This window comes from Methylobacterium sp. Leaf89 (assembly GCF_001422215.1).
GTDB lineage: Bacteria > Pseudomonadota > Alphaproteobacteria > Rhizobiales > Beijerinckiaceae > Methylobacterium.
The window spans coordinates 159,139-185,498 of the sequence record NZ_LMML01000012.1 but is presented as its reverse complement, the minus strand read 5'-3'; the positions used below and the strand labels follow the sequence as shown (position 1 = coordinate 185,498).

Below are 26,360 nucleotides of genomic sequence, written 5' to 3'. Positions count from 1 at the left end.
CACCGGCAGCACCGGCAGCACCGGCAGCACCGGCAGCACCGGCAGCACCGGCAGCACCGGCAGGCTTCGCCGGTGGCACGGGGTCCGGCATGCGCTTGGCCTTCAGGTCGATGATCGGGCCATCGGTCACGGACTGGCCCGGACGCGCGCCGGGCTGCGGTCCCGCGAATCCGCCGGAGCGGGGCGGCTCGGACTTCCCGGCGTCGGCCTTCGGTGACTCGGCCTTCGAAGCATCGGTTCTGGCAGCGTCAGCCTTCGACGCATCGGGCTTGAGGGCCTCCGGCTTCGGCGCATCGGCCTTGATCGTCTCGGTCTTCGCGGCGCCGACAGCGAGCGGATCGGGGCGGGTCAGGTCCGGCTTGGAGGCATCCGGCTTCACGGCGTCGGCTCTGAGAGCATCGGATTTGACGGTGTCGGCTTTGCCAGCGTCGGGCGTGAGGATCGCGGCCTTGGCGGCTTCCGTCTTCACGGCGTCCGTCTTCGTGCCTTCCGTGACCGGCTCTGCCTTTGCCGGCTCACCTTTCCCCGGCTCACTCTTGCCGAACGTACCCGGCGTGCCGCCGGGCTGACCCGGCTTGGCCGAGGCCTCGACCTTCGGCGGAAGGGAGCCGCCCGGCGTGCCGGGCTTGCCGGGCTCGGCCGGCCGGTTGCCGGTGGGAGAACCCGGGCGGTTGGGGTCGCTGTTGGGTGGTTTCACGGTTCAAGGCTCCCTTCCCGTCTCCCGCCGCCCGACCCGTTCGGCGCATCCGGCGCCCGGTGGGTCGAGGCTGGCGGCGCAGCTTCTTGCGCTCGTCCTAGCACCAGGGCCGCCGCCGGAGCGAGGCCCTTATCGAAATCCTGTTGGCCCGGGGGCCGGCAATCCCGCGAGGAGCGCGTCCTCCCCGGGGCGGTCGGGCACGAAATGGACCGCGACCCCGGCGGTGACCAGGGGCGCGGCGACATCCGCCGACAAGCAGTAATGCGTCAGGTCTCCGAAGGCTCCGCCGAGCCCGGCCGCCGTGGCGAGATCGTGTGCCGCCTGCGCGCTGCGCCGGGAGTAGTGGAGCGCCCCGTCGAGGCGCCGGCCTGCGAGGGCGTCCGCCGCCGCATCGGGCAGCCGCGCCACCCCCCGCGCGGCGTAGAGTTCGCATACCGCGAGGCGGTATCCGGCCGCGATCAGGGAGGCGGCGGGCTCGGCCTTGCGCTCGGCCCCCGCCGCGTGGACGAGGTGCGCGCCCATGGGCAGGGAGGCCCGGACCAGCCGGGCCAGGGCCCGCGCGTCGCCCTCCGCCTCGCGGACGTCCGCGAAGCCCAGCTCCCGCGCGAGGGCGGCGGTCCGGGCTCCCACCGCGAAGGTCGGGACCGCGCGGAGGCGCGCGCGCTCCGCCGGCGTCAGCGCCGCCGCCGCGTTGGCGCTCGTGAGGATCAGCCCGGCGAAGGTCTCCTCCGGCAGGCGGAATCCCGTCGGTGCGACGGTGAGGACCGGGGCGAGGAGGGGCCGGTGTCCCAGGGCGGCGAGGCGCGCGCCCGTCCGCGCCGCCCCCGGTTCCGGCCGCGCCACCCAGATCCGCATCCCGCTTCGCGCTCCCAGAACCCCGCGCCCATCCATGCCGGTCTCGCCGCCGCTGGCAACCCGTCGTTGCCGCCGGAGGAGGCGGACGATAGGGTGCGGCGCATCCCCCGGGCCACCCCGCACCCCTCCGACGAGGCCCCCTTCGAGATGATCCGCCGTCCATGAACGTCCTCGGCATCGAAACGACCTGCGACGAGACCGCCGCCTCCGTGGTCGCCCCCGGCGAGAACGGGCGCGGGCGCATCCTTTCCAACGAGGTGCTGAGCCAGATCGCCGAGCACGCGGCCTATGGCGGCGTCGTTCCCGAGATCGCGGCCCGCGCCCATGTGGAGGTGCTCGACCGGCTCATCGACCGGGCTTTGGGCAGCGCCGGCCTAACCCTGGCCCAGGTCGACGGCATCGCGGTGGCGGCCGGGCCCGGCCTGATCGGCGGCGTGCTCATCGGCCTCGTCACGGCCAAGACCCTGGCGCTGGTGGCGCGCAAGCCCCTGATCGCCGTGAACCACCTGGAGGCGCATGCGCTGACGGCGCGGCTCACCGACGGCATCGGGTTCCCCTACCTTCTGCTCCTCGCCTCCGGTGGGCACACCCAGCTCGTGGCGGTGCGGGGGGTCGGCGATTACGTCCGCCTCGGCACCACCATCGACGACGCCATCGGCGAGGCCTTCGACAAGGTCGCCAAGCTCCTCGGCCTCGGCTATCCGGGCGGCCCCGAGGTCGAGCGCCTGGCCGAGACCGGCGATCCGGAGCGCTTCGCCCTGCCGCGGCCGATGCTGGGGCGGCGTGAGGCCAACTTCTCCCTGTCCGGCCTGAAGACCGCCCTGCGGATCGAGGCGGAGAAGCTGGCGCCGCTCTCCTCCGTCGACGTCGCCGACCTCTGCGCCGGCTTCCAGGCGGCGGTGGTCGACGTGGTGGTCGACCGCCTGCGGGTGGCGATGCGCGACTTCGCCTCCGTGGCCGGCCATCCCACCGCCCTGGTGGCGGCCGGCGGGGTGGCGGCCAACGGCGCGATCCGCCGGGCGCTCACCACCCAGGCCGGCGAGGCGGGCCTCGCCTTCGTGGCGCCGCCCCTGGCCCTGTGCGGCGACAACGGCGCGATGATCGCCTGGGCGGGTATCGAGCGCCTGCGCCTCGGCCTCGTGGACGACCTCACCGCGCCGGCCCGCGCCCGCTGGCCCTTCGCGGAGCCGAAGGCGGTTGCCTGAGGCCGCGCGGCTACGCTGGCGCGACCTCGTCGAGCGACGCCTGCCCGAGGCGGCCCGCCCGGACTGGCCGGTGCACCGCGACCATTGCTTCGCGCGCATCCTCCTCGACAACACCTGCGGCGGCCCCTGGCGCGAGAGCGTGCCGGCCCCGGCCTGGGCGAACCTGCCCCTCGGCCAGCTCGCGGCCGCCACCGAACTCGGCGAGGCGGTCCTCTTCGGCCGGGCCGACCTGCGCGCGCTGAACCGGCGCTCGTTGGCCCTGCGCGGCAAGCTGCGGGAGGCCGACGCGGTGGCGCCGCCCGAGGGCCTTCGCGACGGAAACCTCCTGTTGCGGCCCTGGCAGGCGGGCGACGAAGCGCGCTTTGCCGCCCTCAACGCCGACCCGGAGGTCATGCGCCACTTCCCCGCCACCAAGGACGCGGCCGCGAGCCGGGCCGAGGCGCGGACCTGTGCCCGGCGCTTCGCGGTGGACGGCTTCGGCCCCTGGGCCGTCACGGTGGAGGGACGCGGGTTCGTCGGGATGATCGGCGGCGCGCGTCTCCTGCGGCCCATGCCGTTCCCGGGCGGCGAGCGGCCGGGCGAGACCGTCGAGATCGGCTGGCGCCTGGCGCGCGAGGCCTGGGGCCACGGGATCGCCACGCGGGGGGCTCGCCTCGCCCTCGCCGACCTGTTCGGCCGCTGCGGCCTCTCCGAGGTCGTCGCCTTCACGGCCGAGGGAAACACGCCCTCGCGCCGGGTGATGGAGCGCCTCGGCATGCGCCCGGAGGGCGGCTTCCCGCATCCGGCCCTGCCGCCGGGGCATCCGCTGCGGCCGCATCTCCTGTATCGTCTGCGGGCGGACCACGTCACATCGCGAGGGACCAGCGCATGAAGCGGATCGGAGTCGTCGGTGGCGGTGCCTGGGGCACGGCGCTGGCCAACGCGGCCGCCGCGGCCGGGCACGACGTGACCCTGTGGCTGCGCGACCCGGAGGCGGCGGCGCGCCTGCAGGACACCCGCGAGAACGCCCGCTACCTGCCCGGTGTACCCCTGCACCCCCGCATCGCCGTCACCGCCGGAGCTTCCGACCTCGCCGAGGCCGGGACGGTGCTGATGGTGACGCCGGCCCAGACCCTGCGCGGGGTTCTGGCCGACCTGGGCGCCGCCTTCGCGCGCCAAGCCGCCATCGTGCTCTGCGCCAAGGGGATCGAGCGCGGCACCGACGCCTTCATGAGCGAGGTCGCGGCCGAGCAGCTCGGCGCCGCTGCCCCGGTGGCGGTCCTGTCCGGCCCGAGCTTCGCCGCGGACGTCGCCCGCAACCTGCCCACCGCCGTGACGCTCGCGGCGGCGGATGCGGGTCTCGCCGCGCGCCTGGCCGGCACCCTCTCGGGGCCGACGCTCCGGGTCTATCACACCGACGACGTGCGCGGCGTCGAGATCGGCGGGGCCGGCAAGAACGTCCTCGCCATCGCATCGGGCATCGTTGCCGGACGCGGTCTCGGCGAGAGCGCCCGGGCCGCGCTGATCGCCCGGGCCTTCGCCGAACTCATGCGCTTCGCCCGGGCCTATGGCGGCCGGCCGGAGACGCTGATGGGCCTGTCGGGCCTCGGCGACCTGGTGCTCACCGCCTCCTCGCCGCAATCGCGCAACTTCGCCTTCGGCCAGCGCCTCGGCGCGGGGGCCTCGCCCGAGGCGGCCGCCGGCGGCAAGCTGGCGGAGGGCGCCTTCACGGCCGCCGCCCTGGTCGACCTCGCCCGCGCCCGGGGTATCGAGATGCCGGTGGCCGAGGCGGTGGCCGCCATCGTCTCGGGCGGCGCCAGCGTCGACGGCGTCATCGCCGCCCTGCTGGCGCGGCCGCTGCGGGGAGAAGCCGAGTGAGCCAGCACCCCATCCGTGCCTTCCTGACCGGCTCCGGCAACGACGGGGCCGGGCGGCGCCTGAGGGAGATCCTCGCCTTCGACGACGCCCATATCGAGGGCGTGCACGACTTCATCCAATGGTGCTTCCCCCTGCACGAGGCGAGCCTCGCCGTACCCGGCGCGCCGGTGCTGAGCCGGGCCGAAGCCGAGGCGATCCGCGCCGATCCGGGGGCCCTGTCGGGCCTGCGCGCCGCCCTCGGGCGGATGACCCGCTTCTATGCCGAGACCGACGGCTGGCTGCGGCCGCACGACCACAACCACCTGCGCATCACCCGCATCCTCTCGGCCCTGTCCGATCTCCTGGGGGCCGAGGCGGCGACCGAGTTCCACGCCTTCGTCACTGCCCGGAACGCGAAGGCCGGCGCCCCGATCAACGCCACGAGCCTGCGCTACTGGGAGGCCGCGCTCCGGGGGGCCTGACGGCCACGCTTGGCCGGTGCTATGGAGCCGGCTTCTCTGGAGAAGCGCATGGCCTATTGGCTCTACAAGTCCGAGCCCTCGACCTGGTCCTGGGAGCAGCAGGTCGCCGCGGGCGGCGCCGGCACGCACTGGAACGGCGTGCGCAACCACGTCGCCAAGAAGCACCTCATGGCGATGGAGGTGGGCGAGCGCGGATTCTTCTACCACTCCAACGAGGGCAAGGCGGTGGTGGGCATCGTCGAGGTGATCCGGCCCTACTACCCGGATGATTCCGACGCGACCGGCCGCTTCGGCATGGTCGATCTGCGCGCCGTCGAAGCGCTGCCCCGCCCCGTGACCCTGGAGGCGATCAAGGCCGAGCCGCGCCTCGCCGCCATGGTGCTCGCCAACAATTCCCGCCTCTCGGTCCAGCCCGTGACGGAGGCCGAGTGGGCGGTGGTGCGCGCGATGGGCGGCCTCGGCTGAGCCGCCGTCCGCTCAGCCCTGGCGCTGCGCCTGCGTCACCGCCAGGTGGATCAGCTCCGCGAGGGTGCGCAGGCCGAGCTTCTGGCGCATCATCGAGCAGGCGTTGGTGATGGTCTTGTAGCTCACCGACAGGTCGCTCGCGATGGCGCCGTAGGACTTGCCCTGCGCCAGGCGCTGCAGGATCTGCAGTTCGCGCGGCGTCAGCTGGGTCTCGGGCGTGCGCTTCGGGTCGGTGCGGAGCATCGCGACCTCGGTGGCCAGGCGCGGATCGAGGTAGGGGCGGCCGGACCGGACCCGCTCGAAGGCCTCGAACAGCTCGCCGGAGGCGTGGTCCTTGAGCACGTAGCCGAGGGCTCCGGCCTCCAGGGCCCGCGCGACGATGACCGGATCGTTGTGCATGCTGAAGACGAGGATGCGCACCGCCCGGTTGGCGTCGCGCATCCGCCGGATCAGTTCGAGGCCGGCGAGGCCGCTGCCCTGGAAGGTCAGGTCGCAGATCACCGTCCCGGGACGCAGGCGCAGGAAGCTGCGATAGGCCGCGACCACGCTGGTGGCCTCGACGATCCGCTCGATCCCCGCATCCTCGAGCACCCGCCGGCAGCCCTGGAGTACGATCGGGTGATCGTCGATGACGAGGGTCGGCGCCTCGGTGGTGGTGGCGATCGCGTTCATGCGCTGGGAATCGGACTCGTGTCGACGTCCCGCTCATCATCGAGCGGAATCATGATCCGGACAACCGCGCCGGGCTGATCGTTGTCAAGCATGAACGTGCCCCCGAGGGCTTCCACGCGCTCCCGCATCCCCGAAAGACCGAGTCCGAGGCTGTGACCGGTCGGAATGCCGGTGCCGTCGTCGCGGATGGCGAGGCGCAGGACCCGCCCGGCGGTGGTGGCCTCGTCCCGCACCTGGACGGTGACGTTCCGCGCCCCGCCGTGCCGCACCGCGTTGGTCATGCTCTCCTGCATGCAGCGGAACACGGTCAGGTCGGTCACGTCGCCGTAGCCGCGGGCCAGGCCTTCGAAGCTCCCGGCGAAGCGCGTCCCGGTGTGACGGCGCCGGAAATCGCGCAGCAGCAGATCGAGGCATTCCGGCAGAGGCACCTGCCCGAGGGCGTGCGGCCGCAGCCGGTTGAGGAGATCGCGGTTCCGGGTCTGGACCTGGCCGACGATGCTGGCGATGTCCTGGGCGCGCTGCTTCAGGCGCGCCCGGTCCGGCGGCGCCTCGGCCTCGGCCATGCGGACCACCGAGGCCGCGGTCGCTTCCAGGGCGAAGAGGCAGGGGCCGAACTCGTCGTGCAGCTCCAGGGCCGTGCGGCGCCGCTCGTCGTCCTGTGCCGACAGGAGCTGGCGGTTGAGCCGCCCGTTGGCGGCCCGCGTCTCCGCCAGGGCCTGGGCCACCCGGTTGAACCGGGTGGCGATGGCGGCGAGTTCGCGCGAGGCCGGCGGTTCGAGCCGGACGGTATAATCCTGCTGCTCCAGCTGGATCAGCCCCTCGGCGAGGTCCGTCAGCGGCGCCAGGACGCGGCCGAACGCCACCGTGAGGGCGCCGAGCAGCCCCAGGCTGAGGCAGAGGCTGGCAAGCGAGAGCGACAGGGCATAGACCCAGACCTCGTCGATCTCGTCGTGCGGCTGGGTGGTGATGCGGGCGGTGCCGATGCGCCGGCCCTGCGCCACGATCGGCAGGTCGTGCTCGCGGATCGCCGGGGCGATCAGGGCCGCGAACCAGGCCGGCGCCGCGTGCGGGTCGTGCCGGACCCGGCCGAGGCCGCCGGTGACGACCTTGCCGGCGTCGTCCAGCACCGTGACGCGGACGTGGCGCAGATCGTGGATGCGCAGGTTCAGGGTCTGGAGGATGCCGGCGGGCGGCCCCGCCTGGGCGAGGTCGATGGTATCGGACACCAGAAGCTCGACATTCGTCATCGCGGCCTGCATCTCGACCTCGACGGCGGAGCGGGCGTTGACGACGATGACCGCGCACGAGACCAGGGCGGCCAGGACATCGATGGCGAGGACCAGCACGATCATCCGGGTCCGCGTCGGCCACGACGCCCAGAGCGACCGGCGGCCGGCCTCCGCCGACGCCGCGGGCGGGGCGCCGTTGCGGTGGGGCAGGCCCCATCGGGATCGGGCTGCGGAGGCGGCGTCGTGAGGCATGGCGACTCGGGTGGCGGCCGTCGGGGAAAGCGTGCGCGGTCGTCGCCCCGTGTGTAGCGAACCCGACGCCGAATGGCAGCGTCCCGATTCGGTTTCGGGCCTCGTGGCCGGAGCCCTGGCGGATCCCGAGACCACCTGGACGATGGGGGGATTCGGCGCGCTCGCCAGCGTCGGGCGCGGCGGCGATCAGGTCGTCGCCGCTCCGGCGGACGGCCGCCTCGGCTGGATCACCCCGTTCGGCGGGATCGCCCTCGCGCCGGCGGAGGCGATTCCCGTGGCCTACGAGACCGCCTTCACCGGCGGCTGGAGCCATGCCGTCGCCCTGTGTCTGCCGATGGCGCTCTGCCCCCGGACGGGGGCGGAGCCGATCCGCGCCGCCGGATGCGACGACGGGGCCCTGCGCCCGCGGAATCTTGGGGATAAGTGGTTCGACCTCGGCCTCGACCTGCCGCAGGGCCGCCTGTTCCTGCGTTCCGCCGACCCGGACGCGCTCGCGCGCCTCGCCGCCCTGGCCGGACGGACCGCCGCACACGATCCCGAGGCGGTTTCGAGCCTGATGGCCGCCGCGGATGTGGTCGTCACCACGCCCCTCGGCCGGATCGAGGTCTATGCCGGCGCGGACCCGCAGTCGGACGGGCCGCGGGCCTTCCTCGACCCGAGGATCCTGGCCCTGGGCCGCACCCACGCCGCCACCGCCCCGATTCCCACCGGGCTGGTGCCCGTCGCCCAGTTCACGCCGCCGCATCCCTGCCGGGACGGGCAGGGCCGGCCCCGCCCCTTCGATCATCGGACGCATGCCGCCTTCCAGGCGATGCTGACCCGCTGGGGCGACCCGGAGCGGGTCCGCCTTAAGGCGCGCCTGGTCGCGGGCGAGCCCTTCGCGCCCATGACGGCGAATCGTGCGACGCGCGCCGTCTCGCGCCTCGTTCACGTCCAGGCTGCGGCGGCGGCGAATCAGGACGGGACCAAGTCCTGCCCAGACACCTCGCGTTAAACCTGTTGGATCTATTCAGATTCGTGACGCGTCTGATCCGAGCCTGTTCAAGGATTGGGTTAAGGACATCTTCATGCCCCATTGCGGCGCCTCTTTCGTTACACGCAGGCGTCGCCCCTCGGGCCTCGCCGCGCCGGTCGTGCCCGACCAGCGCCGCGTGATCGACCCGCAACGGTCAATCCGAACCTCTTGAAGCGTGCGAGATGTCTGAGACCCTGATGTCCGTAACGATCGATCCCTCCGAGACCCGGCGCCCCGTCGCGCCGGCGCCGCGCCCGTCCCGGGTGAAACTCCGGGTGGTGCTCCTCTCCGGCGCCGGCATCCTGGGCCTTGCCGGCTTCACCGCCTTCGCCTTCGCGACCCTTGGCAATCTCGCGGGGCCGCAATTCACCCGGCCGACTCTCGCCACGGCGTCCGCGACGCCCGCCAGTCTCGGACACAACGCCTCCGAATGGCCGGACCTGCGCGATGGCGTCCCGGCCCTCGCGCCGGCGAGGCCGAAGTCCGTCGCGGCCGCGCCGGATCAGCCGTCCGCGGCTCCGACGGCCGAGCGTCCGCTGGCCGCGGTCGCCCCGCCCGCGGCGCGGGTCGCCGAAGTGAGGCCCCTGGAAGTCAGGACCGTGGACGCGAAGCCCATCGGCGTGACGGTCGCCGAAGCGCGGCCGCCCGCGGTACGGGCGCCCGAGGCGATTCCGGTCGAGAAGCCGGCGGCGGTGCCTGTCGCCGCGAAGCCGGCGCGCCTGCCGCCGATCGAGAGCGCCGCGGTGCTGCCGCCGGCGCGTCCGGCCTCGCTGGTCCCGGTGACGCGCACCGCCACCCTGATCGCGCCGCTGCCCAACGAAACGACCCGGTCGCGGGCGACGAACGGCACCTTCACGGCCCTGACGCCGGAAGCGCCGAAGCACAGCCCGGTCGCCAAGGCGACGGAGACCAAGCCTTCGGTCGTCAAGTCTTCGAGCGTCAAGTCTTCGGTCGGCAAGCCCGTTGTTGCCAAGCCTCTCGTTGCCAACGCACCGAGCGGCACGCCGGAGACTGCGTCGGCGCCCCCGGTCGCGCAGGCGGAGCCCGAGCCGGAGCAGACGGAATTCCTGGGCGTGAAGGTGCCGTCGCTCGCCCCGGCCGGCCGCAAGATCGCCGAGAGCGTCGAGGCCCTCGGCAATGCGGTGAAGAACCTGCCCGATCACTTCTAGCGCAAGCGCCCGGCTTCGGGCGCCCTTCGTCCGATCGGAGCGCCCGGCTTCGGGCGCCCTTCGTCGAGGTGGAGCGCCCGGTTTCGGGCGCCCCTGTCCGGTCAGCGCGCCCGGCTGGCGCGGGGCTTCTTGGCGATCTCGCGCTCGTGGCGCGCGCCCCGCGGGCTCTTCAAGCCCTTGGGTCCCTTCTCCTCGCGGGCCGGCTCCTCGTCCAGGATCGGCTCAACCTGGATCTCGGGCGAGCCGTTCTTGGCGAAGGTCTGGGCGAAGCGCGAGGCGGCGCCGCCCCGGACCTCGAACTTCGTCTCGCGATCGAAGATGCGGATCGCGCCGATCTCCTGGCGGCCGATATTGCCGCGCCGGGTCAGCATCGGCAGCAGGCGGCGCGGATCGGCGTTGTCGCGCCGGCCGAGGTTGAGCCGGAACCACACGGCCGGGCCCTGGGCGTCGATGCGGTCCGCGTCGGCGGGATCGTAGACCGGGCGCGACTTGCGCTCGGGGCCGGCCCCCGGATCGGTGACGTCCTCGGGGGCGGGCAGGCGGGAGCGGTAGATCCGCGCCAGGGCCGCGGCGAGTTCCTGGGGCGTGCGCTGCGCCATTAGGGTCTCGGCCATGGCCACGTCTTCCTCGGCCGGCTCCTCGGTGAAGATCGGATCCTGCCACATGCGCTCGCCGTCGAGGCGACGGATCTCGTCGGCGGTGGGCGGGCCGGCCCACTCGAACGAGACCTTGGCGATCATGAGCATCTGCTCGGCCCGGCGCCGCTTCGAGGCCGGGATCAGCAAGAGGCTGGTGCCCTTGCGCCCGGCGCGGCCGGTGCGGCCGGAGCGGTGCTGCAGCACCTCGGCATCGTGCGGCAGGTCGGCGTGGATGACGAGGCTGACGGTGGGCAGGTCGATGCCGCGCGCGGCGACGTCGGTGGCGACGCAGACCTTGGCCCGGCCGTCGCGCAGCGCCTGGAGGGCGGCGTTGCGCTCGCCCTGGCCGAGTTCGCCCGAGAGCGCCACGGCCGAGAAGCCGCGCTCGGTGAGCACCGCCTGGAGGTGGCGCACCGCGTTGCGGGTGTTGCAGAAGATGATCGCCGTCGGCGCATCCATGAAGCGCAGGGTGTTGACCACCACGTGCTCCAGCTCGCGCGGCACCACGCGGATGGCCTTGTAGGTGATGTCCGCGTGGCCGCGCTCCTGGCCCTTCACGGCGATGCGCAGGGCGTCGTTCTGGTAGCGCTCGGCCAGGGTCGCGATCGCCTTCGGCAGGGTCGCGGAGAAGAGCAGCGTGCGCCGCTCCTTCGGGGTCACCGAGAGGATGAATTCCAGGTCATCGCGAAAACCTAGGTCGAGCATCTCGTCGGCCTCGTCGAGGACGACGGCGCGCAGATCCTGCGTCGCGAGGTTGCGGCGCTCCAGGTGGTCGCGCAGGCGACCCGGAGTGCCGACGACGATGTGGGCGCCGTCGTTGAGCTGGCGGCTCTCGCGGCGCGGGTCCATGCCGCCGACGCAGGAGATGACGCGGGCGCCGGTCTCCGCATAGAGCCAGGACAATTCGCGCTCGACCTGCAGCGCGAGCTCGCGCGTCGGGGCGATGACGAGGGCGAGGGGCGCGCCGGCGGGGCCGAAGCGCTCGGCGTCGCCGAGCAGGGTCTCGGCGAAGGCGAGGCCGTACGCGACGGTCTTGCCCGAGCCGGTCTGGGCCGAGACGAGGAGGTCACGGCCTTGCGCGGCCGCCTCGATGACGGCGCTCTGGACGGGCGTCGGGTCTTCGTAGTCGCGCGCGGTCAGCGCTCGGGCGAGCGGGGCCGGCAGGGTGGGGAAGGGCACGGTGACGGAAGCCTTAGCGGGCAAGCAGGCGGAGAACCCGCCGGGGAGCCGTCGCGACGGGCGCGATCCTCTCCAAACCGACGTGATTCCGGCCTCGAACGGTTACGGATGGCGTCTCTTGTAGCCGGAACTGCGGCGCAGCGCCATGACCGCGGATGCATGCCCCTCCACCCCTGGGCGCCCGGACCCGCAGCGGACGCGCCTCGTGTTGTGTTCCCCGTGCCTCTCGTGCTCATCTCCGGCCCGTCATGGAAATCCTCGTCGTCGGTGCCGGAATCGTTGGTCTCGCCGTGGCCCGTGCCCTCGCGCGCCGGGGCCATGCCGTCATCGTGGCCGAGGCCGAGGGGGCGATCGGCACGGGCATCTCGGCACGCAATTCCGAGGTGATCCATGGCGGAATGTACTATCCGGCGGGCTCCCTGCGGGCCCGTCACTGCGTCGCCGGCGCGGCCATGCTCGCGGCCTTCTGCGACAGCCACGGCGTTGCCACCCGGCGCTGCGGCAAGCTCATCGTGGCCACCGCGGACTCCGAGCGCGACGCCGTCGCGGCGCTCAAGGCGCGCGGCGACGCCAACGGGGTTCCGGATCTGGCGCTCCTCGACGGGGCCGAGGCCCGGGCCCTGGAGCCGAACCTCGCCTGCGTGGCGGCGCTGCACGCGCCCGGCACCGGGATCGTCGACAGCCACGGGCTGATGCTGGCGCTCCAGGGCGACCTGGAGGATGCCGGAGGCGCCATCGCCTTCGACAGCCGGGTGACGCGGATCGCTCGGACGCGCACGGGCTGGAGCGTCACCGTCAACGGCGAGGCCCTGCCGTTCGAGGCCGTGGTCAACGCCGCCGGCCTCGGGGCCCAGGGGGTCGCCGGCGCGGTCGAGGCCTATCCCGCCGCGCGCATCCCGCGCCAGGTCCTGGCGAAGGGCAGCTATTTCGGCTGTACCGGTCGGCCGGCCTTCTCGCGGCTGATCTATCCGGCGCCCGTCGAAGGCGGTCTCGGGATTCACCTGACCCTCGATCTCGCCGGCCGCATGCGTTTCGGCCCCGATGTCGAGTGGGTGGAGAGCCTGGACTACCGGGTCGATCCCGCCCGGGCGGATGCTTTCGCCCGGGCGATCCGGCGCTACTGGCCCGGCCTGCCCGACGGAGTGCTGACCCCGGACTATGCCGGCATCCGCCCGAAACTGACGGGACCGGGCGAGTCCGCTGCCGATTTCCGGATCGACGGCCCGGCCGAGCACGGGCTCCCCGGCCTGGTCCACCTCTTCGGCATCGAGAGCCCGGGCCTGACCTCGAGCCTGTCCCTGGCCGAGGAGGTCGCGGATCGGCTCGTCGGGGGCTGAGCGAAACGGCGCACGAGCCCGCGACGCTGCCGAGCGGGCCGCCCGCGCCAGCCCCGTCGCCGCGACGGCAGTCGATTCGCTCGACGCTGTGGCCTTGTTCCGCTGCGATCGTCGCCCGCTTCCACGCGCCCGCCCGCGCGCCCTGACCACCGGCACCATGCCTCGGGGCCTGGGGCATGCGTCCGGCCGCGACCGTCGGGAGGCGGCCGCGGCCGGATTCGTTGCGGCGGGGAGGGGCGACTAGCGCGCGGGGACGAAGCGCAGCGTGCCGGCCAGCCGGCTCGATCCGCCGGTGTCGTTCGGGTGGTTGACGCCATCGACCACCGGGACCTCGGCGAAGTCGAAGGGACTGAGCCCGTCGAGGCAGGCGACGTTGATGCCGTACTGGTCGGGATTCGAGCGGCGCTGGTGGTGCGTGTAGATCCCGCAGCGCGAACAGAAGAAGTGCTGCGCCATGCCGGTGTTGAAGCGATAGCGGGTCAGCAGGTCCGCGCCCTGCAGGATCTCGACGCCGCCGGTCTCGGCCGAGACGACGACCGCCCCCCGCATCCGGCAATACGAGCAGGTGCAGCGCCGGACCGTGTCGAGACCCTTGCTCAGCGTCGCACGGAACCGGACGCCGCCGCAGTGACACTGCCCCTCGCGCTGATCGAGCTGCGCTGACATGGCATCTTCCTCCGTCTGCCGAGACCTTCCGGGTCCGTGATCCGTGGCGGGACCGGGTCGGCCCGCGCCCCGCGATGGCAACTCAGCCGCCGAAGCGCTCGGTCCGGACGCGGGCGGGGTCCACCCCGGCGTCGAGGAGGAGGTCCGCCACCGCCCCGACGAAGGGATTGCCGCCGCAGAGATAGGCATGGCGCGGCGGTCCGAGCCGGTCCAGCGCCTCCGCGATCATCGCCGCGTCGACCCGGCGGCCGCCGGCGCGGGTCAGGTTGAGCATCAGCTGGAAGTGCGGTTCGTCGCGGGCGCGCACCGCCAGCTCCTCGGCGGCGATGATCTCGCCGGCGTCGCGCACGGAATAGAGGAGGAGGGCGGGTACCGCCGGCGCCTTCGCCGCGCGGTGGCGCAGCATCGACAGGAGGGGCACCACGCCCGACCCGCCGCCCGCCAGGAGAAGGGGCCCGCCGTCCTCGGGGCGCCAGACGAAGGAACCGCCGATCGGGCCGCGCAGCTCGATCGTGTCGCCGACCGCCGCCACCGCGTCGAAGAAGCCCGAGACCTCGCCGTCCGGCAGGCCCTCGATCAGCAGTTCGATGGTGCCGTCGCCGTCCGGTGGCGAGGCGATCGAGTAGCTGCGCTGGGCCTGGTAGCCGTCCGGGGCGGTGAGGCGCACGTCGACGTGCTGCCCGGCCAGCATCGGCCGATCGAAGGCGACCCGGAAGCGGTAGCTCTTCACCCGCCGCGTCACCGGCCGGATGGCCGTGAGGATCGCGGTCTGCCAGGGGAGGGGGCCCGGGGCGGGATCAATCACCGGTGAAGCGCTGTTCGCGCCAGGGATCGCCGTACATGTGGTAGCCGCGCAGCTCCCAGAAACCGCCCTCGTCCCGCTGGGTGAAGCGCAGGCCCTTCACCCACTTGGCGCTCTTCCAGAAATACAGGTGCGGCACCAGGAGCCGGGCCGGGCCCCCATGGTCCACCGGGATCGGCGCGCCGTCGTAGTGGGTCGCCACCATGCCCTTGCCGCCCGTCAGGTCGGCGACCGGCACGTTGGTGGTGTAGTCGTCGTAGCCTTCGGCGAGCAGGAAGGCGCTCGGCGCCGCGATGCCGGCATCGGCCAGGAGGTCGTCGAAGCGCACGCCCTCCCAGGCGGTGTCGAACTTCGACCACTTCGTCACGCAGTGGATGTCGCCGCCCCAGCGGCTGCGGGGCAGGGCGTTGAAGGCGTCCCAGCTCCAGCTCTTCAGGGGCCGCGCCCCCTCGCGCAGGGTGAACGACCAGGTCGCGAGGTCGATGCGCGGGTTGGGGCCGATCTGGAGCACCGGGAAGTCCTCGGTGAGGTACTGGCCGGGGGGCAGACGCTCGCGGGTCGCCTCGGGCGGCTTGCGCCCCGTGAAACCTCGTGTGCTCATGCTCCCCTCGCGCTCGTCAAACCGTTCGCGGCGACCGTGGCTCGACGATCAGCCCGCGCGGCAGGCTAGCATTCCCTCAGCGATCGCGCAGCACCAGCCACAGGGCGTGAATGGTGCCCGGCAGCACGCCCATCAGCGTCAGAAGGATGTTGAGAAGGAACTGCAGGCCGATGCCCGTGGTCATGAGGACCGCGATCGGCGGCAGGAAGATCGCGAGGATGATGCGGACGAGGTTCGACACGGTCACTCCGGGTAGGCGGCGCGCGCGGGAATGCGATCGCAACCGCCCAACCGCAACGGGATCGTCGCGGCCAGGTTCCCCCGCCGGGCCGACGGGAATTTCAGTTTCTTAATCTCTGCGTCCCCAGGATGGTCTGGACATTGCCGAAGGACGGACCGCGCAGGAATTCCGCGTATGATCGAAACCCTCATGCGCGATATCGAGCAGGTGGTCCGCTCCGGCGGCCTGCTCCAGCGCGGACGGGTGCTGCAACGGCTGTCGATGCTCTTCACGGAGCGGGCCGCCGGGCTGCGCGAGGCGCAGGTGGAGGTGTTCGACGCGGCGATGCTGCCCCTGGCCCGCGCGGTCGATGGGGCCGCCCGCGTCCTCCTGGCGGACGGCTTGGCGGATGTGCGCAACGCACCGCGTGCCGTGGTGCGCGACCTGGCCTTCGATCCGGACATCGCGGTGGCCCGGCCCGTCCTTCAGCGCTCGCCGCGCCTCGACGAGGCCGACCTCGTCACCGTCTCCGAATCGCGGGGGCAGGAGCACCTGCGGGCCGTTGCGCAGCGGCCGACGCTCGGCGAGCGGGTCACCGACGTCCTGGTGGCCCGCGGCGACCGGCAGACGGTGCACGTGGTCGCGGGCAATGCCGGCGCGCATTTCTCCGGCGCGGCCTACACCACGCTCGGGGAACGGGCCCGTGGCGACGCCGTCCTGCGGGCCATGCTGGTGACCCGCGCCGCGCCGCGGGGACAGCCCGCGGCGTTGGCGGCCGGCCTGCGGGGAAGCCAGACCCTTCCGCGCGCGACGGATGCGGATGAACGGCGCATCGACGACCTGGTCCGGGCCGGCGACCTCGACACGGCTTTGGCCGAGGTCGCGCGCCTCGCCGCGGTGTCGCCCGCCTTCGCCCGGCGCGCCTACGATGCGGCGGACCACGATCCCCTGCTGTTTCTCCTGCGCTCGATCCGCCTCGGGTTCGGAACCCTGAAGCTGTTCTTGCGGACCAAATCCGGCCCGGTGCGGCCGCCCGAGGCCTGGACCGGGATCCAGAGCGCGTTTCAGGCCCTGTCGGTGACCACGGCGCAGCGCGTGGTCCGCCTCTCGGCGCAGGCGGGCGGCGCGCCGGACGCGCGGGATCCGTCGGGCCCGGGCCGCTGATCCGGGGGCCCAAGTGCTCGTCGAACTCCTCCACCTCCTCGTCACGCCGGTGCCCTTCGCCCATCGCCGGAGGGGCCACCTGCGCGAGAGCGTCCTGCTGATGTCCCGGGGGCGCCGCTGCCGCAGCGCCTGGGCCCCCCATCTCGCCGCGGCGCGGGCCGCGATTCTGGATGCCTGCGACGGGCTTCCGCAGCGGCGCGTCGCCGTGGTGCTCGGCTCGGGCCTCCTCCAGGATGTCCCGCTCGCGGACCTCGCGGCGCGTTTCGCGCGCGTCGACCTTGTGGATGCCGTGCATCTCTGGCCGGCCCGCCTTCGGGCGCGGGCTCATCCCAACGTCCGGCTCGTCACCGCGGACCTCGCCCTCCGAACCGATCGGACCGATCGGCCCGATCCTTTGGCCGCCCTGTGCGGCGGCGCGGACGTCGACTTCGTGGTCTCGGCCAATCTCCTGTCGCAGTTGCCGATCCTGCCCCTGGACCGGCCCGGCTTCGTGCCGCCGGATCTCGGAAACCGGATCGTCCGGGCCCATCTCGACGGCCTCGCGGGTTTGCGGGCCCGGGTCTGCTTGGTCACGGACGTGGAACAGATCGAGGAGGACCGGACCGGACGCGTGACCGAGCGGCTCGACCTGCTGCACGGGGTGCGCCTGGGGACGCCCGACCGGCGCTGGACCTGGGACCTCGCGCCCTTCGGCGAGGCGACGCCCCACCGCCGGCTGATCCATCGGGTCGAGGCCTTCCTCGACTGGCGCAGCCCCTAGAAACGCGAAGAAGCCGCCCGTTGGGGCGGCTTCCAGCCGGTTCGCGCGGTGGGACCGCGCTTACTCGGTGACCGGTGTCGGATCGTCGGCGCCGACGACACCGTCAGAACCCTCGAACCGGGCGCGGCGGCGGCGGCGGGGCTTGGGGGCCGGTGCACCGTCATCCTGTGCCGCCGAGGTCGAGTCCTCGGGAGCGTCGTGCTGCCCCGCCGGCTCGGCGACGGGAACCGGACGCGGCGGCGTCATCAGGAAGGCGGGCAGGGCGGCCACGTCCTCGGCCGGACCGGCGGCATCCCGCTCGTCGCGGCGTCGGCTGCGCCGGGGCGGCGCCTCGTTCGCGCGGGCGGCCCGGGGCGCGTCCTGGCGACCAGATTCCTGTCGTCCGGAATCCTGGCCACCGAACTCACCGCGCGGGGCCTCGTTCACCGGACTCTCCGTGCGCCCGTTCTCGTAACGGGGCGCGTCGGAGCGGGCCGGGGCGGGACGGAAATCCTGTCGCGGCTGATCCTGACGATTGTAGTCCTGGCGAGGGCTCTCCTGACGAGAACTCTCCTGGCGAGGGCTTTCCTGGCGATTCTGGTCCGCCCGGAAATCCTGGCGGTTGCCGTCTTGTCGGTTCGAGTCCTGCCGGTTCGAATCCTGTCGCGTGTAATCCTGCCGGTTGCTGTCTTGTCGGCTGTTGTCTTGCCGGTTGCCGTCCGGGCGACTGAAGTCGTCGCGACGGTTGTTGTAGTCGGGCCGGTTGCCGTCGCGCTGATTGTCGAAGCGCTGCGGACGGTCGCCGCGATTGGCGAAGCGGTCACGGCGGTTCTGACGGTTGCCGTCCGAACCCGAATCCTGCCTGTTCGAATCCTGTCGGTTCGAATCCTGCCTGTTCGAATCTTGCCGGTTGTAGTCCGAGCGGGCGTTCTCGGGGCGGGACTCCGGGCGTGCGTCCTGCCGGGGCTCGTACGCCGTCGGCTGAGGCTGCTGGCTCGGGTCGCCGTAATCCTCGTTGTAGGCATTCGCGCCGTAGCTCGAGGCCGCGTAGCCCTGCGGGGCGCCCTGGCCCTCGTCGTCCCCCTCGTCGCCCTCGTCGTCGAAGCCGCGGGCGTAACCGCCGACCTGCTGACGGGTCTGTTCCTGGGCGCCGGAGATGATCCGGAAATAATGCTCGCCGTGCTGGAAGTAGTTCTCTGCTGCCACCGGGTCGCCGCTGGCCTGCGCATCGCGCGCGAGCTGGGCATACTTGTCGGCGATGTGTTGGGCGGTGCCGCGAATCTTGACGTCCGGTCCGTTGGACTCGTAGGAACGCGTAAGCGGATTGGGACCTTTGGGGCGGTTGCGACCGCGCATCCGTCTATTCTGGTTTGGTCTCATCGGTCTCGATTGACCCTCGTTCGTCTCGGAGCGTCTGATGATGCGGCGGGTTCCAGGCGGCCATGACGCGGCCTGTCATCAGGCTCGTCGCTGGCGCCGCGTGATCCGGGTCCGGTGTGTCCGTGATCGATTTCGCCGTGCTTGCCGTCTCTGTCCGTTGACCAAGGCGCGCTCTGAGCGTCCAGGCGTCCTTCGGTTTTCAGGCACGAAGTTGACCAAGCTCCTGCGCCTCTGCCCGCGCGCGCCAGCCTGATCGTGGGGGGACCGTCTAAGAGCGTCGCGGACCAAAGCCGCCACCCGTCTTACCACGACCCATCCTAATGGATCGTTCGCGATCTGCCTGGGACATTAGCGGCTCGCCGAGGGGGCAACAAGCGTTTTCTGCCTCGATACATCCAACGGGCGCAGTTTTTTCGCGTTTCCCGCAGGATTTTCGGGGCGACGTCCGCTCAGACCGGTCCGAAGCGGACGACGCGGGCGTGCCCGGCGAGATCGTGATGACGCACGGCGGGGGCGAGCCCGGCCTGCCTCCCGAGCATCCCGACGGCCTCGGCCTGATCGTAACCCACCTCGAAGGCGAGCGCGCCGCCGGGGGCGAGGCGGACCGGCCCGACGCTGAGGGCCTCCACGATGCTCCGATAGGCCCCGAGTCCATCCGGGCCGCCGTCGAGGGCCGCCATCGGGTCGTGACCCCTGACTTCGATGTCGAGCCCACGGATCGTGTCGCGGGCGATGTAGGGCGGGTTCGACACGATAAGGTCGAAGGCCCCGCCGAGACCCGCGGTCCAGTCCGCGCAGACGAAGGCCGCTCGGGTTCCGACGCCGTTCCGCACCGCATTCGCGCGGGCCTGGACGAGGGCCGCGTGGGAGCGGTCGAGGCCGATGCCGGTGGCGTTCGGCAACTCGCTCAGCAGCGCCACGAGAATGCAGCCGGAGCCGGTGCCGAGGTCGAGCACCCGCAGCGGGCGCCCGCGGTCGGGATGCAGGGCGAGGGCGGCCTCCACCAGGGTCTCGGTGTCCGCCCGCGGGACGAGGGTCTCGGGTGCCAGCCCGAAGGGCAGGCCCCAGAATTCCCAGGCGCCGACGATCCGGGCCACCGGCTCGCCGGCGACGCGTCGCGCGACGGCCCCTTCGAGCGTCGCGGCCCCCTCCGCGCCGAGGGGCCGGTGGCCCCGCAGGATCAGGTCGGTCGCGCTGAGCCCGAGGAGGTCGAGCAGGAGGAAGCGGGCGTCGCGCGCCGGCAGGCCGTGGGCGGCGAGCGCCTCGCTCATGCGCCGCAGGGCGTCGGTGCGGCTGAGCCCCGGGTCGAGGCGCATCGGCTCCGGCCCGTCCACGGGGCTCAGGCCATGCCCTCGGCGGCCAGCAGCTCCGCCTGGTGCTCGGTGACGAGGGCGTCCACGAGCTCGTCCAGCGCCACGCCGGCCAGGACCTCCTCGAGCTTGTACAGGGTCAGGTTGATGCGGTGGTCGGTGACGCGGGCCTGGGGGAAGTTGTAGGTGCGGATGCGCTCCGAGCGGTCGCCGGAGCCGACCTGCGACTTGCGGTCGGCGGCCCGGGCCGCGTCCTTGGCGGTGCGCTCGGCGTCGTAGAGCTTGGAGCGCAGCAGCGACATCGCCCGGGCGCGGTTCTTGTGCTGCGAGCGTTCCTCCTGGACGAAGATCACGATGCCGCTCGGCATGTGGGTGATGCGGATGGCCGATTCCGTCTTGTTGACGTGCTGTCCGCCGGCGCCCTGCGAGCGCATGGTGTCGATCTTCAGGTCCGCATCGTTGATGACGATGTCGACCTCCTCGGCCTCGGGCAGCACCGCCACGGTGGCGGCGGAGGTGTGGATGCGCCCCTGGGTCTCGGTATCCGGCACGCGCTGCACCCGGTGGGCGCCGCTCTCGAACTTGAGGCGCGCGAACACGCCCTTGCCCTTCACCTCGGCGATCACCTCGCGATAGCCCCCGACGGTGCCCTCGCTCTCGGAGATCACCTCGACCTTCCAGCCCTTGGCGTCGGCGTACCGGCCGTACATGCGGAAGAGGTCGCCCGCGAACAGGGCCGCCTCGTCGCCGCCGGTGCCGGCGCGGATTTCCAGGATGGCGCTCTTCTCGTCGGCGGAATCCTTGGGCAGCAGGATGAGCTGGAGGGCGCGGTGCGCCGCCTCCAGCCCGGCCTCGGCCTCCGGCTTCTCATCGGCCGCGAGCGCCCGCATCTCGGAATCGCTGCCCGGCTCGTCGATCAGCGCCTCGATGTCGGCGAGGTTCTGCGCCGCCGCGCGATAGGCGTGGATGGCGGCGACGACGCCCTCCAGCTCCGACAGTTCGCGCGACAGCTGCACGAAGGTATCGGAATCCGCCGAGCCGGCGCTCAGCGTGGCGGTGACGATGTCGTGGCGCGTCAGGATCGCGTCGAGACGCTCTGCAGGAATGGGGGTCATCGCCCGTGGAAAACTCTCATCTGAACAAGGGCTCGTCGGGCCGGAAGCCGGGTCGACGACGGGGCCGCGGCACGACCCATGGAAATAGGCACGCCGACGCTAGATGGGCACACCCTGCGCCTTCGCGAAGGCCGCGAGGGCCGGGCGGAGGGTGGCGCCGTCTCCGGCGCGGGTCAGTTCGGTGTCGAGCAGCGCCGCCACCGCCTTGACGTCGAGGCCCAGCACCATGGCCTTCACGGGGCCAATGGCGGCCGGCGACATCGAGAGGGCCCGGAATCCGAGGCCGATCAGCGCCATGGCCTCGAGGGGACGCCCGCCGATCTCGCCGCAGACGGTGACGGGGCAGCCGGCGGCGGCGGCGCGCTCGGCGATGACGCGGAAGGCGCGCAGGGCCGGGACGCTCAGGGTGTCGAAGCGGTCCGCGACCCGGCGGTTCTCGCGGTCGACGGCGAACAGGAACTGCATCAGGTCGTTGGAGCCCACCGACAGGAAGTCGGCGGCCCTGGCGATCTCGTCGATCTGGAACAGGAGGGAGGGGACCTCCACCATCACACCGAGCTTGCAGTCGCTCGGCAGGGCATGGCCGTGCCGGCGCAGATGCGCCTTCTCGCGCTCGACGATGGCCTTGGCGCGGGTGAACTCGTCCACCGTCGCCACCATCGGGAACATGATCTTCAGGGGCCGGCCGCCGGAGGCCTTGAGAAGGGCGCGGAGCTGCACCCGCAGCAGGGCCGGCCGGTCGAGGCCGATCCGGATCGCCCGCCAGCCCAGGGCCGGGTTCTCCTCCTCGAGGGCCGGCATGTAGGGCAGGATCTTGTCGCCGCCGATGTCGAGGGTGCGGATCGTGACGGGCAGGTCGCCGGTGGCCGCGAAGACGGCCTCGTAGAGCGCCTGCTGCTCGGCGGCCGAGGGCATGCGCTGGGCCACCATGAACTGCAGCTCGGTGCGGAAGAGACCGATGCCGTCCGCGCCCGTCTCGTGCAGGTGGGTCAGGTCGATAAGGAGGCCGGCGTTCAGCTGCAGGCCGATCGTCGTCCCGTCGAGGGTGACGGCCGGCACGTCGCGGAGCGCCCGGTACTGCTCCTGCCGGCGGGCGCGCAGGCGCACCATCTCGGCATAGGCCGCCTCGATCTCCGGACCGGGCCGGACCTGGATCTCGCCGGTGGCGCCATCGACGATGATCGCGTCCCCGGCATCGCAGAGGGCGGTGGCGTTGGCGATCTCGCCCACCGCCGGGATGCCCAGCGCCCGGGCCACGATGGCGATGTGGCTCGTCGGCCCGCCTTCCTCCAGCACGACGCCCCGGAGCGCCGTGCGGTCGTAGTCGAGGAGGGCGGCCGGACCCATCGAGCGCGCCACCAGGATCGCGTTCTCGGGCAGGACGCGCTGCGCGCCGTTGCCCTCGGCGCCGATCAGCGTGCGCAGCAGGCGGTTCGCCAAGTCGTCGAGGTCGTGCAGGCGGTCGCGCAGGTACGGGTCGCTCTGGCGCATCATCCGGGCGCGGTTGTCCGACTGGACGCGCTCGACGGCGGCCTCGGCGGTGAGGCCCGAATGCACGGCCTCGCGCATCCGGCGCAGCCAGCCCTTGTCGTGCGCGAACATGCGCACCGTTTCCAGCACCTCGCGGGATTCGCCGGTGCCGATGCTGTCGCCGCGCTCGACGAGGTCGTCGATGGCCGAGCGCACCTCGCCGATGGCCTGTTCCAGGCGCTCGACCTCGCGCTCGACGTTCTCGGCGATGAGCTGCTTGATGACGATACGCGGCTCGTGCAGCACCACGTGTCCGAGTCCGATGCCGTCGGCGAGGGCCACGCCGCGCTGGCTCACCGGGCGGCGCGCGGCCGAGCCGGCCCCCGGCGCCAGCGCCTGCAGCTCGCCCGAGGCGATCATCTCCGAGAGCACCATCGCGGTGGTCTGCAGCGCCTCGATCTCCTCCTCGGAATAGACCCGGTAGGTCTTGTTCTGGACGACGAGGACGCCGAGGGTGTTGCCGGCGCGCAGGAGCGGCACGCCCAGGAAGGCGTGATAGGCCTCCTCGCCCGTCTCCGGCCGATAGGAGAAGGCCGGGTGGGACTGGGCGTCGGAGAGCGACAGCGGCTCGGCGGTCTTGGCGATGAGGCCGACGAGGCCCTCGTCGGCCCGCAGCCGGGTCAGATGGACCGCCTCGCGGTTCAGACCCTCGGTTGCAAACAGTTCAAGAATGTTGTCATCGCTGAGCACATAGACCGAGCACACCTCCGCGATCACGTTGGCGGCGATCAGCGTGACGATGCGGTCGAGACGAGCCTGTGGACTGACCGGCTCCGCCATCGCTTCGCGGAGGCGGCGCAGAAGCAGGCGCGGGCCTCCGGGCGCAGCGGGCATGGTCTCCTCGATCCGGCTTCGGCCTCGTGTCCGGTTGGCGCGCAGGCGTTCGCGCGCCCCGGGTCTTCAGGCCTGGTCGAGGCCGTATAGCGAGTGGAGCGTGCGAACGGCAAGCTCCGTGTAGGCGGCATCGATCAGCACGGAGAACTTGATCTCCGAGGTGGTGATGGCCCGGATGTTGATCCCCTTCTGCGCCAGGGCCCGGAAGGCCTTGGCGGCGACGCCCGCGTGGCTGCGCATGCCGACGCCGATGGCCGAGACCTTCACCACGTCGGTGGCACCCTCGATCTGCGCGAATTCGATCGCGCCGCTCTGCGCGTCGAGGATCTTGCGCGCCCGGTCGTAATCGGCCGACGGGACCGTGAAGGTCATGTCGGTGGTCGATTGGTCGCCCGACACGGTCTGGATGATCATGTCGACGTTGATGTTGGCGTCGGCCAGCGGTCCGAAGATCGCGGCGGCGATGCCGGGGCTGTCCTTCACGCGACGAAGCGTGATCTGCGCCTCGTCCCGGGAGAAGGCGATCCCGGTGATGATCTGCTGTTCCACGATGTCGTCCTCGTCGCAGATGAGGGTGCCGGGCCGGGCGTTGTCCGGCGGATCGAAGCTGGAGCGCACCGTGGTGGGCACGCGATGGACCATGGCGAGCTCGACCGAGCGGACCTGCAGGACCTTGGCGCCCAGCGACGCCATCTCCAGCATTTCCTCGAAGGTCACGCGCTCCATGCGCTGGGCCTTCTGCACCACGCGCGGATCGGTGGTGTAGACGCCGTCGACGTCGGTGTAGATGTCGCAGCGCTCGGCGCCGATGGCGGCGGCGATGGCCACCGCGCTGGTGTCGGAGCCGCCGCGTCCCAGGGTGGTCACCCGGCCGGTGGCCTCGTGCATGCCCTGGAAGCCGGCGATGACCGCGACCTCCCCGCGCCGGAAGCCGGCATCGAGGCGGGAGCCGTCGATGCCCTCGATCCGGGCGGAGCCGTGGGCGTCCGAGGTCAGGATCGGGATCTGCCAGCCCTGCCAGGAACGGGCCTTGATGCCGTTCTTCTGCAGGGCGATGGCGAGCAGCCCGGCGGTGACGAGCTCGCCGGAGGCGACCACCGCGTCGTACTCGGCCTCGTCGTAGATCGGATTCGCGTCCTTGACCCAGGCGACGAGTTCGTTGGTCTTGCCGGACATGGCCGAGACCACGACGGCCACGTCGTAGCCGGCGGTGACCTCGCGCGCCACGTGGGCCGCCACGTTGCGGATGCGCTCGACATTGGCGACGGACGTACCGCCGAACTTCATCACCAGACGGGGCATGTTCTCACCAGACGGAGCCTGTCGCGCCCGCGACGCATCGCTTGAGCCGGGGATCGAGCGTGACCTCGGGATTCGGCGGGCCGCGGGACGGATTTCCCGGAACCCGCACGGCCTGCCGCGTCGCTTGGCTGCTGTACCGGACAGGGCTTCGGCGGGTACAAGGGCCGCCCGGGCGTGTCAACAATGGGACGCGCCCACCTCGCACGAGACATGCCGAGACGATGACCGGACCCACAGGCGCCTCCATCGACCGCGACGAGGTCGCCCGCTTCGAAGCCATCGCGGCGACCTGGTGGGACGAGGCCGGACCGATGCGGGTGCTCCACCGCTTCAACCCCGTCCGCCTCGCCTATATCCGCGACACGGCCTGCCGGCATTTCGGACGGGACCGCAACGCGCCCTTCGCCCTGGAGGGGCTGACCCTGGTGGATATCGGCTGCGGCGGCGGCGTCCTGTCCGAGCCCCTGGCGCGCCTCGGCGCCCGGGTCACCGGACTCGATCCGGCACCGACCAACGTCAAGGTGGCGCAGGCCCATGCCGACGCCGAGGGCGTGCCGGTGGATTACCGCGCCCGCACCATCGAGGATGTGGTGGCCGGGGGCGAGCGCTTCGACATCGTGCTCGCCATGGAGGTGGTGGAGCACGTGGTGGACATGCCGGCCTTCGTGGCGCAGGCGGCCCGGGCGGTGAAGCCCGGCGGCCTCCTGTTCGCCGCCACCCTCAACCGGACCTTGCGCTCCTTCGCGCTGGCGATCGTCGGGGCCGAGTACGTCCTCGGCTGGTTGCCCAGGGGCACCCATGACTGGGAGAAGTTCGTGCGGCCCGACGAGCTCGCCCGCGCCGTCGAGGCCGGCGGCCTCATCGTCACCGACACGACCGGGGTGGTGCTCAATCCCCTGGACGGCTCGTGGCGGGCGAGCCGCGACACGGCCGTCAACTACATGATCACGGCGCAGCGCCCCGGCGCATCCGGGCCCCCGGCCGCAGGCGGGCATTCGGCCTGAACCTTCGGGCGCGCACGCGGTTGGTCGGCGTACCCCGTGGGAGACCGACCTTGCTCGAAAAGATTCCGCACGCCGTGGGCGCCGCCCTGTCCGGCCTGAAGGCCGGGCTCGACAAGACCGCCTACCGGACCACCTTCGCCACCGTGCCCGAGGGCCTCGGCCTCACCAGCCTCGCCTTCGCGGACGGGACGGCGATGCTGGCGCGCTTCACCGCCGACGGGGCCGGCGCGTCACCGCCCCTGGCCTGGACCGGCCTGCCCCCCGGCACGGCGCGAATCGTCCTCCTGTGCGAGGATGCCGGCAGCCCCACGCCGAACCCGTTGGTCCACCTGATCGCCTGGAATTGCGATCCCGGCGCACCCCTGGCGGAGGGCGCGGCGAGCCAGGCCGAATCCGGCCTTGACCTCGGCAAGAACAGCTTCCTCAAGCCGGGCTGGCTGCCGCCCGACCCGCCCACCGGCCACGGTCCGCACGCCTACCTGTTCCAGGCCTACGCCCTCGACGGGGCGCTGGCGCTGCCCGAACATCCCGGCCGCGGCGCGCTGCTGGAGGCCATGGCGGGGCGCGTCCTCGCCAAGGGCTGCCTCGTCGGGACCTACGAACGCCCCTGACGGCGTCGAGCGCTTGCGCGGGCGGCTCCGTCGGTGCAAGCGCCGATACGA

25 protein-coding genes and 1 pseudogene are annotated in these 26,360 nt (G+C 72.4%); 12 read left to right on the top strand and 14 right to left on the bottom strand.

The window, feature by feature from the left end:
* Together ASF18_RS24590 and ASF18_RS07110 are read right to left on the bottom strand one after the other, a co-directional pair.
* Positions 1-697: pseudogene (locus ASF18_RS24590) on the bottom strand (hypothetical protein); the annotation flags it as partial.
* A 129-nt stretch (positions 698-826) separates the two neighbouring features.
* Positions 827-1,552 (bottom strand): uroporphyrinogen-III synthase, encoded by a 726-nt coding sequence (locus tag ASF18_RS07110; RefSeq protein WP_056350448.1) that lies wholly within the window; start codon positions 1,550-1,552, stop codon positions 827-829.
* 161 nt (positions 1,553-1,713) lie between these two features.
* On the opposite strand from ASF18_RS07110, the gene tsaD reads away from it, so the two are divergent.
* The 5 genes from tsaD to ASF18_RS07085 are packed head-to-tail and all read left to right on the top strand — an operon-like array spanning position 1,714 to position 5,540.
* Complete coding sequence (tsaD, locus tag ASF18_RS07105; RefSeq protein WP_056269787.1) at positions 1,714-2,757, top strand: tRNA (adenosine(37)-N6)-threonylcarbamoyltransferase complex transferase subunit TsaD; 1,044 nt, start codon at positions 1,714-1,716, stop codon at positions 2,755-2,757.
* Positions 2,750-3,628, top strand: a complete 879-nt coding sequence (locus ASF18_RS07100; protein ID WP_056350446.1) for a GNAT family N-acetyltransferase — start codon at positions 2,750-2,752, stop codon at positions 3,626-3,628. Before tsaD ends, ASF18_RS07100 begins: the two co-directional genes overlap by 8 nt.
* Positions 3,625-4,614 carry an NAD(P)H-dependent glycerol-3-phosphate dehydrogenase gene (locus tag ASF18_RS07095; RefSeq protein ID WP_056217045.1) on the top strand — a complete coding sequence of 330 codons (990 nt, stop codon included), beginning with the start codon at positions 3,625-3,627 and terminating at the stop codon, positions 4,612-4,614. Before ASF18_RS07100 ends, ASF18_RS07095 begins: the two co-directional genes overlap by 4 nt.
* On the top strand, positions 4,611-5,075 hold the full coding sequence (locus ASF18_RS07090; RefSeq protein WP_056350443.1) for an opioid growth factor receptor-related protein: 465 nt from the start codon (positions 4,611-4,613) through the stop codon (positions 5,073-5,075). The genes ASF18_RS07095 and ASF18_RS07090 overlap by 4 nt, the downstream gene beginning before the upstream one ends.
* Before the next feature lie 48 nt (positions 5,076-5,123).
* Positions 5,124-5,540, top strand: coding sequence for an EVE domain-containing protein (locus tag ASF18_RS07085; RefSeq protein ID WP_056217054.1), 417 nt, complete (start codon positions 5,124-5,126; stop codon positions 5,538-5,540).
* A 12-nt stretch (positions 5,541-5,552) separates the two neighbouring features.
* On the opposite strand, the gene ASF18_RS07080 is transcribed toward ASF18_RS07085, so the two are convergent.
* The gene (locus ASF18_RS07080) at positions 5,553-6,212 is read right to left on the bottom strand and encodes a response regulator transcription factor (RefSeq protein ID WP_056350441.1); all 660 of its coding nucleotides are present in this window, start codon (positions 6,210-6,212) and stop codon (positions 5,553-5,555) included.
* Positions 6,209-7,693, bottom strand: a complete 1,485-nt coding sequence (locus ASF18_RS07075; protein WP_056350439.1) for an ATP-binding protein — start codon at positions 7,691-7,693, stop codon at positions 6,209-6,211. Before ASF18_RS07075 ends, ASF18_RS07080 begins: the two co-directional genes overlap by 4 nt.
* Positions 7,694-7,742: 49 nt before the next feature.
* Between ASF18_RS07075 and ASF18_RS07070 the strand changes: the two genes are divergently transcribed.
* Together ASF18_RS07070 and ASF18_RS07065 are read left to right on the top strand one after the other, a co-directional pair.
* Positions 7,743-8,687, top strand: coding sequence for a hypothetical protein (locus ASF18_RS07070; RefSeq protein WP_056350437.1), 945 nt, complete (start codon positions 7,743-7,745; stop codon positions 8,685-8,687).
* 218 nt (positions 8,688-8,905) lie between these two features.
* Positions 8,906-9,877 carry a hypothetical protein gene (locus ASF18_RS07065; protein ID WP_156649704.1) on the top strand — a complete coding sequence of 324 codons (972 nt, stop codon included), beginning with the start codon at positions 8,906-8,908 and terminating at the stop codon, positions 9,875-9,877.
* A gap of 101 nt (positions 9,878-9,978) precedes the next feature.
* On the opposite strand, the gene ASF18_RS07060 is transcribed toward ASF18_RS07065, so the two are convergent.
* Entirely contained in the window at positions 9,979-11,694 is a 1,716-nt protein-coding gene (locus tag ASF18_RS07060) for a DEAD/DEAH box helicase (RefSeq protein WP_056350592.1), read from the bottom strand.
* 248 nt (positions 11,695-11,942) lie between these two features.
* Here ASF18_RS07060 and ASF18_RS07055 point away from each other — a divergent pair, with 248 nt between their 5' ends.
* Positions 11,943-13,031 (top strand): NAD(P)/FAD-dependent oxidoreductase, encoded by a 1,089-nt coding sequence (locus tag ASF18_RS07055; protein ID WP_056350433.1) that lies wholly within the window; start codon positions 11,943-11,945, stop codon positions 13,029-13,031.
* Positions 13,032-13,271: 240 nt separating this feature from the next.
* Here ASF18_RS07055 and ASF18_RS07050 read toward each other — a convergent pair whose 3' ends face one another.
* From ASF18_RS07050 to ASF18_RS22835, 4 genes are all read right to left on the bottom strand, one after another.
* The gene (locus ASF18_RS07050; protein WP_056350431.1) at positions 13,272-13,697 is read right to left on the bottom strand and encodes a GFA family protein; all 426 of its coding nucleotides are present in this window, start codon (positions 13,695-13,697) and stop codon (positions 13,272-13,274) included.
* A gap of 82 nt (positions 13,698-13,779) precedes the next feature.
* Entirely contained in the window at positions 13,780-14,502 is a 723-nt protein-coding gene (locus ASF18_RS07045) for an FAD-binding oxidoreductase (protein WP_056350429.1), read from the bottom strand.
* Complete coding sequence (locus ASF18_RS07040; protein ID WP_056350427.1) at positions 14,495-15,100, bottom strand: sulfite oxidase-like oxidoreductase; 606 nt, start codon at positions 15,098-15,100, stop codon at positions 14,495-14,497. The genes ASF18_RS07045 and ASF18_RS07040 overlap by 8 nt, the downstream gene beginning before the upstream one ends.
* A 76-nt stretch (positions 15,101-15,176) precedes the next feature.
* The gene (locus ASF18_RS22835) at positions 15,177-15,341 is read right to left on the bottom strand and encodes a YqaE/Pmp3 family membrane protein (protein ID WP_082487210.1); all 165 of its coding nucleotides are present in this window, start codon (positions 15,339-15,341) and stop codon (positions 15,177-15,179) included.
* Positions 15,342-15,515: 174 nt separating this feature from the next.
* Here ASF18_RS22835 and ASF18_RS07035 point away from each other — a divergent pair, with 174 nt between their 5' ends.
* Together ASF18_RS07035 and ASF18_RS07030 are read left to right on the top strand one after the other, a co-directional pair.
* The gene (locus tag ASF18_RS07035) at positions 15,516-16,484 is read left to right on the top strand and encodes a DUF2336 domain-containing protein (protein WP_056269750.1); all 969 of its coding nucleotides are present in this window, start codon (positions 15,516-15,518) and stop codon (positions 16,482-16,484) included.
* 13 nt (positions 16,485-16,497) lie between these two features.
* Positions 16,498-17,244, top strand: coding sequence for a hypothetical protein (locus tag ASF18_RS07030; protein ID WP_056350425.1), 747 nt, complete (start codon positions 16,498-16,500; stop codon positions 17,242-17,244).
* A gap of 60 nt (positions 17,245-17,304) precedes the next feature.
* Here ASF18_RS07030 and ASF18_RS07025 read toward each other — a convergent pair whose 3' ends face one another.
* From ASF18_RS07025 to ASF18_RS07005, 5 genes are all read right to left on the bottom strand, one after another.
* Complete coding sequence (locus ASF18_RS07025; RefSeq protein WP_056350422.1) at positions 17,305-18,579, bottom strand: DUF4167 domain-containing protein; 1,275 nt, start codon at positions 18,577-18,579, stop codon at positions 17,305-17,307.
* A gap of 473 nt (positions 18,580-19,052) precedes the next feature.
* Entirely contained in the window at positions 19,053-19,919 is an 867-nt protein-coding gene (gene prmC / locus ASF18_RS07020; protein WP_056350420.1) for a peptide chain release factor N(5)-glutamine methyltransferase, read from the bottom strand.
* Positions 19,920-19,942: 23 nt separating this feature from the next.
* Positions 19,943-21,028, bottom strand: coding sequence for a peptide chain release factor 1 (prfA, locus tag ASF18_RS07015; protein WP_056217096.1), 1,086 nt, complete (start codon positions 21,026-21,028; stop codon positions 19,943-19,945).
* A gap of 99 nt (positions 21,029-21,127) precedes the next feature.
* Positions 21,128-23,392 (bottom strand): phosphoenolpyruvate--protein phosphotransferase, encoded by a 2,265-nt coding sequence (gene ptsP / locus ASF18_RS07010; protein WP_056350418.1) that lies wholly within the window; start codon positions 23,390-23,392, stop codon positions 21,128-21,130.
* Between the two features lie 66 nt (positions 23,393-23,458).
* Positions 23,459-24,694, bottom strand: coding sequence for an aspartate kinase (locus ASF18_RS07005; protein WP_056350416.1), 1,236 nt, complete (start codon positions 24,692-24,694; stop codon positions 23,459-23,461).
* Positions 24,695-24,915: 221 nt separating this feature from the next.
* Here ASF18_RS07005 and ubiG point away from each other — a divergent pair, with 221 nt between their 5' ends.
* Together ubiG and ASF18_RS06995 are read left to right on the top strand one after the other, a co-directional pair.
* Positions 24,916-25,698, top strand: coding sequence for a bifunctional 2-polyprenyl-6-hydroxyphenol methylase/3-demethylubiquinol 3-O-methyltransferase UbiG (ubiG, locus tag ASF18_RS07000; RefSeq protein WP_056269735.1), 783 nt, complete (start codon positions 24,916-24,918; stop codon positions 25,696-25,698).
* A gap of 50 nt (positions 25,699-25,748) precedes the next feature.
* Positions 25,749-26,309, top strand: a complete 561-nt coding sequence (locus ASF18_RS06995; protein ID WP_056350413.1) for a YbhB/YbcL family Raf kinase inhibitor-like protein — start codon at positions 25,749-25,751, stop codon at positions 26,307-26,309.
* Positions 26,310-26,360 lie beyond the last annotated feature (51 nt).

Excerpts from the sequence above, each read along its gene's own strand:
- ASF18_RS07055 (WP_056350433.1), top strand. The coding sequence starts at position 11,943 with ATGGAAATCCTCGTCGTCGGTGCCGGAATCGTTGGTCTCGCCGTGGCC.
- ASF18_RS07025 (WP_056350422.1), bottom strand. The coding sequence starts at position 18,579 with ATGCGCGGTCGCAACCGCCCCAAAGGTCCCAATCCGCTTACGCGTTCC.
- ASF18_RS07005 (WP_056350416.1), bottom strand. The coding sequence starts at position 24,694 with ATGCCCCGTCTGGTGATGAAGTTCGGCGGTACGTCCGTCGCCAATGTC.
- ASF18_RS07085 (WP_056217054.1), top strand. The coding sequence starts at position 5,124 with ATGGCCTATTGGCTCTACAAGTCCGAGCCCTCGACCTGGTCCTGGGAG.
- ASF18_RS07095 (WP_056217045.1), top strand. The coding sequence starts at position 3,625 with ATGAAGCGGATCGGAGTCGTCGGTGGCGGTGCCTGGGGCACGGCGCTG.
- ASF18_RS07075 (WP_056350439.1), bottom strand. The coding sequence starts at position 7,693 with ATGCCTCACGACGCCGCCTCCGCAGCCCGATCCCGATGGGGCCTGCCC.
- tsaD (WP_056269787.1), top strand. The coding sequence starts at position 1,714 with ATGAACGTCCTCGGCATCGAAACGACCTGCGACGAGACCGCCGCCTCC.
- ASF18_RS07035 (WP_056269750.1), top strand. The coding sequence starts at position 15,516 with ATGATCGAAACCCTCATGCGCGATATCGAGCAGGTGGTCCGCTCCGGC.
- prfA (WP_056217096.1), bottom strand. The coding sequence starts at position 21,028 with ATGACCCCCATTCCTGCAGAGCGTCTCGACGCGATCCTGACGCGCCAC.
- ubiG (WP_056269735.1), top strand. The coding sequence starts at position 24,916 with ATGACCGGACCCACAGGCGCCTCCATCGACCGCGACGAGGTCGCCCGC.
- ASF18_RS07065 (WP_156649704.1), top strand. The coding sequence starts at position 8,906 with ATGTCCGTAACGATCGATCCCTCCGAGACCCGGCGCCCCGTCGCGCCG.
- ASF18_RS07080 (WP_056350441.1), bottom strand. The coding sequence starts at position 6,212 with ATGAACGCGATCGCCACCACCACCGAGGCGCCGACCCTCGTCATCGAC.
- prmC (WP_056350420.1), bottom strand. The coding sequence starts at position 19,919 with ATGCGCCTCGACCCGGGGCTCAGCCGCACCGACGCCCTGCGGCGCATG.
- ASF18_RS07040 (WP_056350427.1), bottom strand. The coding sequence starts at position 15,100 with ATGAGCACACGAGGTTTCACGGGGCGCAAGCCGCCCGAGGCGACCCGC.
- ptsP (WP_056350418.1), bottom strand. The coding sequence starts at position 23,392 with ATGCCCGCTGCGCCCGGAGGCCCGCGCCTGCTTCTGCGCCGCCTCCGC.
- ASF18_RS07110 (WP_056350448.1), bottom strand. The coding sequence starts at position 1,552 with ATGCGGATCTGGGTGGCGCGGCCGGAACCGGGGGCGGCGCGGACGGGC.
- ASF18_RS07050 (WP_056350431.1), bottom strand. The coding sequence starts at position 13,697 with ATGTCAGCGCAGCTCGATCAGCGCGAGGGGCAGTGTCACTGCGGCGGC.